The sequence below is a fragment of the Staphylococcus sp. OJ82 genome (assembly GCF_000294465.1).
GTDB lineage: Bacteria > Bacillota > Bacilli > Staphylococcales > Staphylococcaceae > Staphylococcus > Staphylococcus equorum.
Genome location: NZ_ALPU01000005.1, coordinates 68,066 through 83,544 on the forward strand (window position 1 = coordinate 68,066; position 15,479 = coordinate 83,544).

The 15,479-nt window shown below is 33.5% G+C and carries 11 protein-coding genes and 1 pseudogene; all 12 read left to right on the top strand.

The features are described from left to right. The first annotated feature begins 85 nt into the window (after nucleotides 1-85). The 12 genes and pseudogenes from purB (at nucleotide 86) to rlmD (ending at nucleotide 15,460) form a co-directional block, all read left to right on the top strand. Nucleotides 86-1,381: an adenylosuccinate lyase gene (purB, locus tag SOJ_RS05915; protein ID WP_002507182.1), complete on the top strand. Its 1,296-nt coding sequence runs from the start codon at nucleotides 86-88 to the stop codon at nucleotides 1,379-1,381. A 96-nt stretch (nucleotides 1,382-1,477) separates the two neighbouring features. Then, nucleotides 1,478-1,780, top strand: a complete 303-nt coding sequence (locus tag SOJ_RS05920) for a YerC/YecD family TrpR-related protein (protein ID WP_002507183.1) — start codon at nucleotides 1,478-1,480, stop codon at nucleotides 1,778-1,780. Between the two features lie 193 nt (nucleotides 1,781-1,973). Further along, a complete protein-coding gene (locus SOJ_RS05925) occupies nucleotides 1,974-2,645 on the top strand; it encodes a M15 family metallopeptidase (RefSeq protein ID WP_002507184.1) in 672 nt (223 codons plus the stop codon). A 137-nt stretch (nucleotides 2,646-2,782) separates the two neighbouring features. Next, nucleotides 2,783-3,475 (top strand): heptaprenylglyceryl phosphate synthase, encoded by a 693-nt coding sequence (locus tag SOJ_RS05930; RefSeq protein WP_002507185.1) that lies wholly within the window; start codon nucleotides 2,783-2,785, stop codon nucleotides 3,473-3,475. Next, nucleotides 3,472-5,682: a DNA helicase PcrA gene (pcrA, locus tag SOJ_RS05935; protein WP_002507186.1), complete on the top strand. Its 2,211-nt coding sequence runs from the start codon at nucleotides 3,472-3,474 to the stop codon at nucleotides 5,680-5,682. The genes SOJ_RS05930 and pcrA overlap by 4 nt, the downstream gene beginning before the upstream one ends. Nucleotides 5,683-5,685: 3 nt before the next feature. Then, a complete protein-coding gene (gene ligA / locus SOJ_RS05940) occupies nucleotides 5,686-7,689 on the top strand; it encodes an NAD-dependent DNA ligase LigA (RefSeq protein ID WP_002507187.1) in 2,004 nt (667 codons plus the stop codon). Between the two features lie 12 nt (nucleotides 7,690-7,701). Continuing rightward, nucleotides 7,702-8,918, top strand: a pseudogene (locus tag SOJ_RS05945) (CamS family sex pheromone protein). Nucleotides 8,919-9,613: 695 nt separating this feature from the next. Further along, complete coding sequence (gatC, locus tag SOJ_RS05950; protein ID WP_002507190.1) at nucleotides 9,614-9,916, top strand: Asp-tRNA(Asn)/Glu-tRNA(Gln) amidotransferase subunit GatC; 303 nt, start codon at nucleotides 9,614-9,616, stop codon at nucleotides 9,914-9,916. Between the two features lies 1 nt (nucleotide 9,917). Beyond that, nucleotides 9,918-11,375 carry an Asp-tRNA(Asn)/Glu-tRNA(Gln) amidotransferase subunit GatA gene (gene gatA / locus SOJ_RS05955; protein ID WP_002507191.1) on the top strand — a complete coding sequence of 486 codons (1,458 nt, stop codon included), beginning with the start codon at nucleotides 9,918-9,920 and terminating at the stop codon, nucleotides 11,373-11,375. 12 nt (nucleotides 11,376-11,387) lie between these two features. Then, the gene (gene gatB / locus SOJ_RS05960; RefSeq protein WP_002507192.1) at nucleotides 11,388-12,815 is read left to right on the top strand and encodes an Asp-tRNA(Asn)/Glu-tRNA(Gln) amidotransferase subunit GatB; all 1,428 of its coding nucleotides are present in this window, start codon (nucleotides 11,388-11,390) and stop codon (nucleotides 12,813-12,815) included. 212 nt (nucleotides 12,816-13,027) lie between these two features. After that, a complete protein-coding gene (locus tag SOJ_RS05965) occupies nucleotides 13,028-13,945 on the top strand; it encodes a diacylglycerol kinase (protein WP_002507193.1) in 918 nt (305 codons plus the stop codon). Nucleotides 13,946-14,098: 153 nt separating this feature from the next. Beyond that, nucleotides 14,099-15,460, top strand: coding sequence for a 23S rRNA (uracil(1939)-C(5))-methyltransferase RlmD (rlmD, locus tag SOJ_RS05970; protein WP_002507194.1), 1,362 nt, complete (start codon nucleotides 14,099-14,101; stop codon nucleotides 15,458-15,460). Nucleotides 15,461-15,479: the final 19 nt, after the last annotated feature.

Here is a 15,479-nt window from a genome sequence, read left to right on the forward strand (position 1 = left end):
ACGAACTTTAAAGTGAAAATGAACTTAAATGTGCATGTTTTGAGGTTTGTGAACTAAAACTTATGTAAGATAGGAGCTAATTTCAATGATTGAACGCTATTCTAGAGAAGAAATGTCTAATATTTGGACTGATCAAAATCGCTATGAAGCTTGGTTGGAAGTAGAGATACTTGCTTGTGAAGCTTGGAGTAAACTAGGGGATATACCTGAGGCAGACGTCAAAAAAATACGTGAAAACGCCAAAGTTGATGTTGAACGTGCACAGGAAATTGAACAAGAAACACGTCATGATGTAGTCGCATTTACTAGACAAGTTTCTGAAACACTTGGTGAAGAACGTAAGTGGGTTCATTATGGTTTAACTTCAACTGATGTAGTAGATACTGCGTTAAGTTATGTGATTAAACAGGCAAACGACATTATTGAAAAAGATTTAGAAAGATTTATTGAAGTATTAGCGAAAAAAGCAAAAGATTACAAATATACATTAATGATGGGTCGTACACACGGTGTGCATGCTGAACCAACAACGTTTGGTGTCAAAATGGCGCTTTGGTATACAGAAATGCAACGTAATTTAGAACGTTTTAAACGCGTAAGAGAAGAAATTGAAGTTGGAAAAATGAGTGGTGCAGTAGGGACTTTTGCTAACATACCACCTGAAATAGAAGCACATGTGTGTGAAAATTTAGGCCTGGGTGCAGCTCCAGTATCAACACAAACGCTACAACGTGATCGTCATGCTTATTATATTGCGACACTTGCACTTATCAGTACTTCAATGGAAAAATTTGCCGTGGAAATACGTAATTTACAAAAAACTGAGACACGTGAAGTAGAAGAAGCATTTGCTAAAGGACAAAAAGGTTCATCAGCAATGCCACACAAACGTAATCCAATTGGTTCTGAAAACATTACAGGTATTGCACGTGTGATAAGAGGTTATGTGACAACAGCTTATGAAAACGTTCCGTTATGGCATGAACGAGATATTTCTCATTCTTCAGCTGAACGAATTATGCTCCCAGATGTTACGATTGCATTAGACTACGGCTTGAACCGTTTTACAAATATTGTTGATAGACTTACAGTATTTGAAGATAATATGCTTGGAAATATTGATAAAACGTTTGGTTTAATCTACTCACAACGTGTATTATTAGCTTTAATTAATAAAGGTTTGGCACGTGAAGAAGCATATGATAAAGTACAACCTAAGGCGATGGAGTCTTGGGAAACTAAAACACCATTTAGAACATTAATAGAACAAGACAATTCAATTACAACATTATTATCTGAAGCAGACTTAGATGAATGTTTCAATCCAAAACACCATTTAAACCAAGTTGACACTATTTTTGAAAGAGCTGGTTTAGAATAATCAGGAATAATTGAATTTTTCAAGGGAAATCGTTACACTTTAATGTATTAGTACGTTAAACTGAGATTAAATTGAAAGATACAGGGGTTGTTTTGAATGCAAATAGAAAAATTAAGAGGAAAAGCATTAGATGAATTGTTCGATGCGATTTTGACGCTTGAAAATAGAGAAGAATGTTATGAATTCTTTGATGATTTATGTACTGTTAATGAAATACAGTCATTGTCACAACGATTACAAGTCGCAAAAATGATTAAACAAGGCTTCACTTATGCGACAATTGAACAAGAATCTGGTGCATCAACTGCAACAATTTCTCGTGTGAAAAGATCGTTGCAATGGGGCAATGATGCTTATACCGTAATTCTAGATCGCATGAATATTGAAACGGCTGATTAGATAATTTTATATGAGAAGTAAGGTTAACTATTTAAGTTAACCCTAGCTGTCGATAGAGTATAATACTTTGTCGGCAGCTTCTTTATGTTTTGTAAAGTGATAGAATGGTAATTGAGACGTATCAACTACATCTTTGTTAAATGCATTCTTTGAAAATATTATTATATGTACACATGTTGGAGGGGAAATTACTGTGTTTAAGAAGTGGATAATTGTAATTGCGACTTTATTATTTATCGGTAGTGTCATACGAATGTTGCTTATTATAGCTTCTAATCATCAACAACCTATGCATTCAAATATCGTCGAACCTAAAAATGCATTACCAATTATTGTTGGAAGACAAGGCGTGACGAAAGTGAATGGACATGTCATTGTTAACAAAACATATCAATTACCGCAACACTATAAACCTGCTGAAAATAAAAAAGCCAGACGTAAATTAAATGAAATGTTAGATAAAGCTGAACAAAAAGAATTAGATTTAAAATATATTAGTGGCTATAGAAGTTATAAAGATCAACAAAAAGTAGTGAAATCATATCTTGAAAATGATGGAAAAAAAGTCGCGAAACAATATACTGCTAAACCAGGACATTCAGAACATCAAACAGGATTAGCATTCGATGTAGGCACGCAAAGGTCACTCGAAAATTTCTACGAAGATTTTGAACATACAAAAGAAGCACACTGGTTAGCTCAAAACGCTTCTAAATATGGATTTATTATTAGGTATCCTAAAGGGCAATCAAAGCACACTGGCTATGCATATGAAGCATGGCATTTGCGATATGTAGGACCTGAATTAGCTGGAATTATAGACAACCAAGATACAAATTTAGAAAGTTATTACCAGTTAAATTAAATAATTACCGTAAAAAGGAAACTAAATTATAAAAATCATCTCAGAAATATTGGGGTGGTTTTTTTCGACATCATTTTAGAACTCACAGACTAAAAATGATATAATCATATGTATGTTTAAAAAAGGAGTAACATATCATGTATGACATTAAAAAGTGGAAACATATTTTTAAATTAGACCCTGCAAAGTTAATATCTGACGAAGAATTAGAAGCAATTTGTTTATCTAATACGGACGCAATTATCATAGGTGGAACAGATGAAGTTACTGAAGATAATGTGTTTCATTTAAAGCGACGCTTAAACCAATTTTCATTACCCATAGCATTGGAAATTTCAAATGTAGATAGCGTAATGCTTGGCTTCGACTTTTATTTCGTGCCTACCGTGTTAAACAGTTCAGATGTTAAATATCATAATGGCATATTGTTAGATGCACTCAAGTCATTCGGACAAATAATTGATTTTGATGAAGTCATATTTGAAGGCTATGTCGTACTTAATCCTGATAGTAAAGTCGCGAAAGTGACGCAAGCAAATACAAACTTAACGGATGAAGATATTGAAGCTTATGCATTAATGATTAATGATATGTACAAATTACCGGTTATGTATATAGAATATAGTGGTACATATGGAGAAGTAGAAATAGTAAAAGCAGCAGCAAATCAATTAACAGATACACAACTATTTTATGGTGGTGGTATTAGTGATTATAATGATGCAAAACAAATGGCTTCAATCGCAGACACTATTATAGTTGGAGACATTATATATAAAGATATAGAAAAAGCATTAAAAACAGTTGAGATAAAGGAGTCACATAAATGAACGCATTAGTTAATAAGATGAATGAGGAACAAAGCCAAGCAGTACGTACAACAGAGGGGCCATTGCTTATAATGGCAGGTGCAGGTTCAGGCAAAACACGTGTCTTAACACATCGTATAGCTTACTTGCTTGATGAGAAAGACGTGTCTCCATATAACGTATTAGCCATCACATTTACAAATAAAGCTGCCAAAGAAATGAAAGCACGTGTTGAGACATTAGTTGGAGAACAAGCTCAAGTGCTATGGATGTCTACATTTCACTCTATGTGTGTGAGAATACTTCGAAGAGATGCAGATAGAATTGGTATAGAACGCAATTTTACAATTATTGATCCAACTGATCAAAAATCAGTAATTAAAGATGTATTAAAAAATGAAAATATCGATAGCAAAAAGTTTGAGCCTAGAATGTTTATAGGCGCTATTAGTAATTTGAAAAACGAATTAAAAACGCCGGAAGATGCACAAAAAGAAGCAAATGATTATCATGCACAAATGGTTGCTACTGTTTATAAAGGTTATCAACGTCAACTTTCAAGAAACGAAGCACTAGATTTTGATGATTTGATTATGATTACAATACGTCTATTTGAACGAGTTCCAGAAGTATTAGATTATTATCAAAACAAATTCCAGTATATTCATGTGGATGAGTATCAAGATACGAATAAAGCACAATATACATTAGTTAAACTCCTTGCAAATAAATTTAAAAACCTTTGCGTTGTAGGTGACTCAGATCAATCTATATACGGATGGCGTGGCGCAGATATACAAAATATCCTTTCTTTTGAAGAAGATTATCCAGAAGCAAAAACGGTTTTCCTAGAGCAAAACTATCGTTCTACAAAAAATATTTTAAATGCGGCTAATGAAGTAATTAAAAATAATTCAGAGCGTAAACCTAAAGGATTATGGACGGGCAATACTGACGGCGATAAAATACATTATTATGAAGCAACAACTGAACGAGATGAAGCGGAATATGTTGTACGCGAAATTATGAAACATCAGCGTAATGGAAAGAAATATAAAGATATGGCTATTTTATATCGTACGAACGCACAGTCACGTGTACTTGAAGAAACGTTTATGAAATCAAATCTTCCCTATACAATGGTTGGCGGTCAAAAATTCTATGATAGAAAAGAAATTAAAGATTTATTAAGTTATGTACGAATCATTGCCAATAGTAATGATGATATTAGCTTGCGTCGTGTAATAAACATTCCAAAACGTGGTATTGGACCAACTTCAGTAGATAAAATTCAAACTTATGCAATGCAAAATGATTTAAGCATGTTTGATGCATTAGCTGAAGTAGACTTTATTGGATTATCTAAAAAAGTAACGCAAGAATGTATTAATTTTTATGATGTAATGCAAAATCTTATCAAACAACAAGAATTTCTTGAAATTACTGAAATTGTTGAAGAAGTGCTAGTTAAATCAGGTTACCGTGATATGTTAGAACGTGAACAAACGTTAGAATCTAGAAGTAGACTTGAAAATATTGATGAGTTTATGTCTGTTCCCAAAGATTATGAAGAGAATACACCATTAGAAGAACAGTCATTAATTAACTTTTTAACAGATTTATCATTAGTTGCAGATATAGATGAAGCGCAAATTGAAGATGGTATCACGTTGATGACAATGCACTCTGCTAAAGGTCTAGAATTTCCGATTGTATTTATCATGGGCATGGAAGAGTCTTTATTCCCACACATTAGAGCAATTAAGAGCGATGAGGAACATGAAATGCAAGAAGAGAGACGTATTTGTTATGTAGCTATCACACGTGCTGAAGAAACATTATATTTAACACATGCAACATCAAGAATGTTATTTGGACGACCACAATCCAATATGGCTTCTAGATTTTTAAGAGAAATACCTGAAGATCTATTGGAAAATGAAACTAAATCTAAAGCAAAAGCTAAAACACAAGGCACTAGCTTCCGTTCAGCAACAAAAGAACCAGCTAAAAGAGGTTATAGCCAACGTGCTACAGCTACTAAAAAAACACAAGTGTCTTCAGATTGGAAAGTTGGAGATAAAGTTGTTCATAAATCATGGGGCGAAGGCATGGTTAGTAATGTAAAAGAAAAAAATGGTTCTGTAGAATTAGATATCATCTTTAAATCAGAAGGACCGAAACGCTTACTTGCACAATTTGCGCCAATTGAGAAAAAGGGGGAATAAAATGTGGCTGATTTACAATCACGCGTCGATGAATTGCATCAACTGTTAAATCGCTATAGTTTTGAGTACTATGTTCAAGATAATCCATCAGTGCCAGACAGTGAATATGATAAATTGTTGCATGAGTTAATAGACATTGAAGATACTCACCCAGAATATCGAACGCCTGACTCTCCAACGGTAAGAGTCGGTGGTTCTGCTCAATCAACTTTCGAAAAGGTAAGACATAATACCCCGATGCTCAGCTTAGGCAACGCATTTAATGAAGAAGACTTAAGAAAATTCGATCAACGTATACGCGAACGTATAGGTGACGTAGAATATATGTGTGAATTGAAAATAGATGGTTTAGCAGTATCTTTGAAATATGAAAATGGCCGATTTGTACAAGGGTTAACACGTGGAGATGGTACTACAGGTGAGGATATTACAGAAAATTTAAAAACGATTCATGCTATCCCTTTGAAAATCAAAGAAACTAGAACATTTGAAGTTCGCGGCGAAGCATATATGCCTAGACAATCATTTTTTAATTTAAATGAAGCAAAAGCTAAGAATGATGAACAAGCGTTTGCGAATCCGCGAAATGCTGCTGCCGGTTCACTTAGACAGTTAGATTCAAAGCTCGCAGCTAAACGTAAACTAAGTGTTTTTCTATATAGTGTCAATGATTTTACTCAATTTAATGCGAATACGCAAAGTGAAGCGTTAGATGAATTAGATGAGTTAGGCTTTAAAACAAACCAAGAACGTCAACGTGTACAAACGATTGATGATGTGATTGCATATATTGAACATTGGACTGAAAAAAGAGAAGCATTACCATATGATATTGATGGTATTGTAATTAAAGTGAATATGGTAGCGCACCAAGAGGAACTTGGCTTCACTCAAAAATCACCGCGTTGGGCGATTGCATATAAATTCCCAGCAGAAGAAGTAATTACAGATTTAGTGGATATTGAATTAAGTATAGGTAGGACAGGTGTCGTCACACCTACAGCTATTCTTGAACCAGTAAAAGTTGCTGGAACTACTGTTTCTCGCGCTTCTCTACATAATGAAGATTTGATTCATGACAAAGATATTAGAATTGGCGACAGTGTAGTAATTAAAAAAGCAGGGGATATTATACCTGAAGTTATTAAAAGTGTATTAGATAGACGTCCAGATAATGCGGAAGTTTATCATATGCCAACACATTGTCCAAGTTGTGAACATGAATTAGTACGCATAGAAGGCGAAGTAGCTTTGCGCTGTATCAATCCTAAGTGCCAAGCACAACTTGTGGAAGGCATGATTCATTTTGTTTCTCGACAAGCAATGAATATCGACGGTTTAGGTACAAAAATCATTCAACAACTGTATGATAATGAAAAAATAAAAGACATTGCAGATATTTTCTACTTAACAAAAGAAGATTTATTACCGCTTGACCGCATGGGAGAGAAAAAAGTAGATAACTTGATTAATGCTATTGAAGTGTCTAAAAACAATTCTTTAGAAAAGCTATTGTTTGGTTTAGGTATCAGACATCTTGGCGTAAAAGCAAGCCAAGTCATAGCTGAAAAATACGGCACAATGGATAAATTATTCGAAATAACAGAAGAAGACTTTGTTGGTATACATGACATCGGGCACAAAGTAGCCCAATCTGTAGTCACGTATTTAGAAAATGAAGATATTCGTGCACTTATTAATAAATTAAAAGAAAAAAATGTTAATATGACATATAAAGGTATAAAGACAAGTGATTTAGAAGGCCACCCAGACTTTAAAGATAAGACAATTGTACTTACTGGTAAGTTATATCAAATGACTAGAAACGAAGCTTCAAAATGGTTAGAACTTCAAGGTGCAAAAGTTACGAGCAGTGTAACTAAAAGTACAGACTTAGTTATCGCTGGTGAGGATGCAGGCTCCAAATTAACAAAAGCTGAAAAATTTGATACAGCAATATGGTCAGAAGAAGACTTTGTTCAGAAGCAAAATGAAATCGAGGGATAGAGGAGATAATGCATGAAACGGAAGGTTATACTATTCATCTCAGCAGTTTTTTTATTATCAGCATGTGGCAATGATGATGATAACAAAAGCAAAGAACAATCTAATGAAAATGAACAACAACAGCAGCAAGATTCTGGTTCTGTAAAAGATATTGCAACGGATAAAAATGTAGCAGGTGACAATTACAGAACAATATTACCATTTAAAGAAAGCAAAGCACGTGGTGTATTACAAGAAAATATCGCAAATAGTTATAATGGTGAAGATTTCGAGAGTGGTCTATTAGATTTAAGTAAAGAAGTCTTTCCAACTGAAGATTATTTATATCAAGATGGCCAATATCTAGATAAAGATACGATTAACGCATATTTAGGACCTAAATATACTAAAGCTGAAATCGATGATATGGATGAAGACGAACGTAAAGAGAAAAAAGCAAATGAGAATTTAGGATTAAATCCATCTCATAATGGTGAAACAGATCCTGAAAAAATTGCAGAAAATTCACCAGCATATCTTTCTAATATTTTAGAACAAGATTTTTATAATAGTGGCGATACAAAAGGTAAAAAATTAAAGGTATGACGATTGGTTTAGCGATGAACAGTACATATTATTACCAAAAAGAAAAAGATGGAGAGACCTATAGTAAGAAATTGGATGACAAAGAAATTAAAAAACAAGGTAAGAAAATGTCTGAAGAAATACTTACTAGATTACGCGAAAATAAAGAACTGAAGGATATTCCAATTCATTTTGCTGTTTATAAACAATCTGGAGAAAACTCAATTATACCTGGCGAGTTTATCGCTGGTACGACAGTTGAAGGTGATAAAACACGTATTAATGAATGGAAAGATATTCAACAGAAAACTGCTTTATTACCATCTGGAGAGGCTGCAGATTTAGATGAAAATTTAAACTCTGATTTCAAACAGTTTAATGATAATCTCCAAACATATTTTAATAATTTCACTCAAGCAGTAGGTACTGTTAAATTCGATAATAAAGAAGCTAAGCAATTATCTGTAGATGTACCAATTGATTATTATGGTAAAGCCGAAACTATAGGTATTACGCAATATGTCACTGAACAAGCAAGAAAATATTTCGATGATATAGATGAGTATGAAATTCACATTAAAGATGGTAATAACCCTAAAGCACTAATCAGTAAAACAAAAGAAGATAAAGAACCACAAGTTCATATTTATAAAAACAACAATTAGTCATCTTTGTGAGGGTGGGACTACGAAATCAAATTTAAAATTTTGATTTCTGTCCTGCTCTTTTTATTTTAAAGCTTTCCGATTTTGAAAGTGCATGTTTGCCTGAGGTATGGATCGAGCCTGTAGTCTCTCGCTCATACTATTCCCCTAGGCGTAAGCCCTTTACAAAATCGGTTTATTACATAAATTTATACAAAAAATTTTAGTATAGAGAAGTTACCTTAACATATCTTTAAAACGAGATGGCTTATGTTTTAGAATTATAATCTGACTCAATAGATACTATCATTGGAACTGAGATACTAATCACTAACAATGAAGGGTTATATTTTGATTTCTATCCCGCTCTTTTTTTGAAACATGAATGGTTATACAAGAGGATTCATAATAGCGTAAAGATAAATATTAAGTAATTTTATGATTTCACTCGATATTTGCTAAGTGTTAAACGCTTACAATTTTTATAGACTAAGTTCTTTTTTTAGAAATAATAGAATTATTATACATATAAAAGTGATAAATACTTATATCCATATTGAAAACATAGCTATAAAAGGGTTGTGAAAATATATAGTTTTTGAAAAAGTTTAAAAATAAATCACTGTAATTTACTGTTATTATCGAAAAGCTTAGATTTTTGGGCGGAATTTTGGTACAATTTTGTAATGAATGAGTAAAAAGGAGGCTTTTATTTAATGGCTAAAGTTACACGTGAAGAAGTAGAGCATATAGCAAATTTAGCTAGACTTGAAATTACTGAAGATGCAACTGCAGAGATGCAAGAAACATTAGAAAGTATTTTAAACTTTGCTAATCATATAGATTCAGCAGATACAAGTGAAGTAGAACCAACATATCACGTATTAGATTTACAAAACGTATTACGTGAAGACAAAGCAGATGAGGGTATTCCTCAAGAGCTTGCATTAAAAAATGCTAAAGAGACGGAAGATGGACAATTTAAAGTCCCATCTATCATGAATGAGGAGGACGCTTAAGATGACCATCCGTTATGAATCTGTGGAAAATTTGATCAACTTAATAAAAAACAAAGAAATTAAGCCTTCACAAATTGTGAATGATATTTATGATGCAATAGAAGAAACTGATCCAACAATCAAATCATTTCTTGCATTAGATAAAGAAAATGCAGTTAAACAAGCGCAAGAATTGGATGAATTACAAGCTAAAGACCAAATGGAAGGTCAACTTTTTGGTATTCCTATGGGTATAAAAGACAACATTATTACTGAAGGCGTTGAAACAACTTGCGCAAGTAAAATGTTAGAAGGATTTGTGCCTATTTATGAATCAACAGTAATGAATAAATTACGAAATGAACAAGCAATACTTATTGGTAAACTAAACTTAGATGAATTCGCTATGGGTGGTTCAACTGAAACTTCATACTTTAAAAAGACAGTTAATCCATTTGATCACACTGCAGTACCTGGAGGTTCATCAGGTGGTTCAGCAGCAGCCGTAGCAGCAGGATTAGTTCCGTTCAGTTTAGGTACAGATACTGGTGGTTCAATTCGTCAACCAGCGGCTTACTGTGGCATCGTAGGTATGAAACCTACATATGGCCGCGTATCACGTTTTGGATTAGTTGCGTTTGCATCATCATTAGACCAAATCGGACCACTTACACGTAATGTTAAAGATAATGCTTTAGTATTAGAAACAATTACTGGTTTAGATGAAAATGACTCTACAAGTGCACCAGTTGAAGAGTCAGATTTCACTACTGATATCGGTAAAGATATTCAAGGTCTTAAAGTTGCGTTACCAACAGAATACCTTGGTGAAGGTGTATCAGAAGATGTTAAAGCTTCTGTTAAACAAGCTGTTGAAACACTAAAAGAATTAGGTGCAACAGTTGAAGAAGTGTCATTACCAAACACTAAATATGGTATCCCTTCTTATTACGTTATTGCTTCATCAGAAGCTTCATCAAACTTATCTCGCTTTGATGGTATTAGATATGGTTACCATTCACCTGAAGCGAACTCATTAGAAGACTTATACAAAATGTCTAGAAGTGAAGGCTTTGGTGACGAAGTTAAACGTCGTATTTTCTTAGGTACTTTTGCATTGAGTTCTGGTTATTATGATGCATTTTATAAAAAATCACAAAAAGTAAGAACATTGATTAAAAATGATTTTGACCGCATATTTGAAAACTACGATGTTATTGTAGGACCAACGACACCAACACCAGCGTTTAATATAGGTGAAGAAATTGATGATCCGCTTACAATGTATGCGAATGATTTATTAACAACACCAGTAAACTTAGCTGGATTACCAGGTATTTCTGTTCCTTGTGGTAAATCAAACGGACGTCCAATTGGTTTACAATTTATTGGAAAACCATTTGATGAAAAGACGTTATATCGTGTCGCTTATCAATATGAAACAAAATTCAATTTTCATAATGAATACGAAAAATTATAAGGAGTGGAAATCATGCATTTTGAAACAGTTATTGGACTAGAAGTCCATGTTGAGTTAAAAACAGAATCTAAAATGTTCTCTGCATCACCAGCACATTTTGGAGCAAAACCTAACTCAAACACAAGCGTAATTGATCTTGCATATCCTGGTGTGTTACCGGTTGTAAATAGACGCGCTGTTGATTGGGCTATGAGAGCTTCAATGGCAATCAATATGGATATTGCAACAGAATCTAAATTTGACCGTAAAAACTATTTCTATCCAGATAATCCAAAAGCATATCAAATTTCACAATTTGATCAACCTATTGGTGAAAATGGTTATATTGATATTGAAGTTGACGGTAAGACAAAACGTATAGGCATTACACGTCTTCACATGGAAGAAGATGCTGGTAAATCAACGCATAAAGATGGATACTCTTTAGTAGATTTAAATAGACAAGGTACACCATTGATTGAAATTGTTTCTGAACCAGACATTCGTTCACCAGAAGAAGCATATGCATACTTAGAAAAACTACGTTCTATTATTCAATATACTGGTGTTTCTGACTGTAAGATGGAAGAAGGCTCACTACGTTGTGATGCTAACATCTCATTACGTCCATATGGTCAAGAAGAGTTTGGTACAAAAGCAGAGTTGAAAAACTTAAACTCATTTAGTTTTGTACGTAAAGGTCTTGAATATGAAGAAAAACGTCAAGAAGAAGAACTGTTAAATGGTGGGGAAATCCTACAAGAAACACGTAGATATGATGAGTCAACTGGTAAAACAATTTTAATGCGTGTTAAAGAAGGCTCTGATGACTATCGTTACTTCCCAGAACCAGACATTGTGCCATTATATGTGGATGAAGCTTGGAAAGAGCGTGTGCGTCAAACAATCCCAGAATTACCAGACGAAAGAAAAGAAAAATATGTGAACAACTTTGGCTTACCTGCTTATGATGCACATGTTTTAACACTTACAAAAGAGATGTCTGATTTCTTTGAAAGTGCTATTGCTGAAGGTGCAGATGCTAAATTAACTTCTAACTGGTTAATGGGCGGCGTGAATGAGTATCTTAATAAAAATCAAATTGATTTATTAGATACAAAATTAACGCCTGAAAACTTAGCTGGAATGATTAAGTTAATTGAAGACGGTACAATGAGCAGTAAAATCGCTAAAAAAGTATTCCCAGAACTCGCTGAGAATGGTGGGGACGCCAAACAAATTATGGAAGATAAAGGTTTAGTTCAAATTTCTGACGAAGCTACACTTTTAAAATTCGTAAATGAAGCGTTAGATAATAATGCACAATCAGTTGAAGATTATAAAAATGGTAAAGGTAAAGCAATGGGCTTCTTAGTCGGTCAAATTATGAAAGCTTCAAAAGGCCAAGCCAATCCTCAATTAGTAAATCAATTGTTAAAACAAGAATTAGATAAAAGATAATTAAAGCCGCGTTGGATTTTAGTGTAATGTAAGGATTAGATAATGCATTACATCAATAGATATAGCAGAACCTGTAGAACGTTTTTGTCTACAGGTTCTTTTACTATTCATACGATATTATATATATTCTGTAAAATTTGGCCTAAATGCTTTTATCATTTATCTAAATCATATAATATAGATATTGAGTATAAGAAGTCGAGGGATAAAATATGAGAAAACGAGCTAGAATCATTTATAATCCAACATCTGGTAAAGAATTGTTTAAACGTACCTTGCCAGATGTTTTAATTAAATTAGAAAAAGCAGGGTTTGAGACAAGTGCATATGCAACTGAAAAAGTTGGAGACGCAACTTCTGAAGCAGAACGCAGTTTAGAACAAAACTATGATGTATTAATTGCTGCCGGTGGTGACGGTACGCTTAATGAAGTCGTAAATGGTATTGCAGAGCAGCCGAACAGACCAAGTATAGGCATTATACCTATGGGTACAGTAAATGATTTTGGACGTGCGCTACATTTACCAAATGACATTATGAGTGCAATTGATGTGATTATAGAAGGCCATACAACTCGGGTTGATATTGGCAAGATGAATAGTCGTTATTTCATAAATTTAGCAGCCGGTGGTCAATTAACACAGGTTTCTTATGAGACGCCAAGTAAATTGAAATCCATTGTTGGACCGTTTGCCTATTATATAAAAGGCTTTGAAATGTTACCCCAAATGAAAGCTGTTGATATTCGTGTAGAATATGACAATGAAGTTTTTCAAGGGGAAGCATTGTTGTTCTTATTAGGTTTAACGAATTCAATGGCTGGTTTTGAAAAATTAGTGCCAGATGCTAAATTAGATGATGGTTATTTTACATTGATTATCGTTGAAAAAGCAAACCTTGCTGAATTAGGACATATAATGACACTAGCTTCTAGAGGAGAACATATAAAGCATCCCAAGATTCATTATAAGAAAGCTAAATCTATTAGTGTATCATCATTTGTAGATATGCAGTTAAACGTAGATGGTGAATATGGTGGTAAATTACCAGGTAATTTCTTGAATTTAAAACAACATATCGAAGTATTTACGCCAAGTGATGTTAATAATGATGAAATAGTCGAACAGTAAAAGTACGCTTCGTATAATATTACAAATTCAGCTTGAAGAACTTAAGCATTTCAAGTTAAAATGAATAGTCGAAAAAATTAAAGATACAGAATAAACTGAGAGGTTAGGTAAAGACATCAAATATCCTAACCTCTTTTAGTGTGGGGTGAAGTTATGGATGCAATTCAAAAAAATGAGGTCATAGAAGGAAAAGTTATAGATTTAACACATGAAGGGCATGGTGTTGTTAAATTAGATCGCTATCCTATATTTGTACCAAATGCGTTGATAAATGAAACAATAGAATTCAAAGTGATAAAAGTTAAGAAAAATTTTGCAATAGGTAAGTTACTTGAAATTAAAAAAGAGAGTGAAGAACGTGTAGAACCACCATGTGTTTATTACCATAAATGTGGTGGATGTCAGCTACAACATATGACCTATCAAGCACAGTTGAATATGAAAAAAGAGCAAGTTGTCAATTTGTTCCACCGTAAAGCAGATTTTAAGGATACGATTATCCACGATACGATTGGTATGGATAATCCGTGGTTTTATCGTAATAAATCTCAAGTACCAGTAGGTAAGAACAATGAAAATAAAGTGATTACAGGATTTTATCGTCAAAGAAGTCATGACATTATAGATATGGATGAATGTTTAATACAAGACAATATGCATCAAGACGTGCTAAATCAACTCAAATTATGGTTCAATGAATTAAATATCAGTATATATAATGAGCGTAAAAAGCAAGGTCTTATGCGTCATGTCGTTATTAGAACAGGACACCATTCTAGAGAACTGATGGTTGTATTTGTTACAAATGGGAAGAAATTCAAACAAAGTGATGTACTTACAGAAAAATTAGTAGCAGCATTTCCAGAAATAGTAAGTGTCAAACATAACGTGAATGATACACATTCGAATGTCATCATGGGTGAAACGTCATATACGCTATATGGTAAAGCTGAAATTCAAGACACACTTTCAGATGTAACATTCAAAATCAGTGATCAATCTTTTTATCAAATCAATTCTATTCAAACTGAAAAATTATATCAACGTGCAATTGAATATGCTGAACTTAAAGGTGAAGAAACAATACTAGATACTTATTGCGGTATAGGTACGATTGGATTATACATGGCACCGAAAGCGCAACATGTCTATGGTGTTGAGATTGTCCCAGAAGCGATTGCAGACGCAAAGCAAAATGCGACCTTAAACCAGTTCGAAAATACAACTTTTGTCTGTGGTAAAGCTGAAGAGGTTATTCTAAAATGGAAAGCACAAGGCATTAAACCAGATGTAGTAATGGTTGATCCACCTCGAAAAGGCTGTGACGAAACTTTCTTGGAAACACTTTTAGAATTGAACCCAAGAAAGATTGTCTATATTTCTTGCAATCCATCAACGCAACAACGTGATGCGCAACAATTAGCACAACGATATAAATTAACACAAATTACACCAGTAGATATGTTTCCACATACCACGCATGTTGAAACAGTAGCACAATTTGAAAGACGCTAAATTATAATATTTTATATTT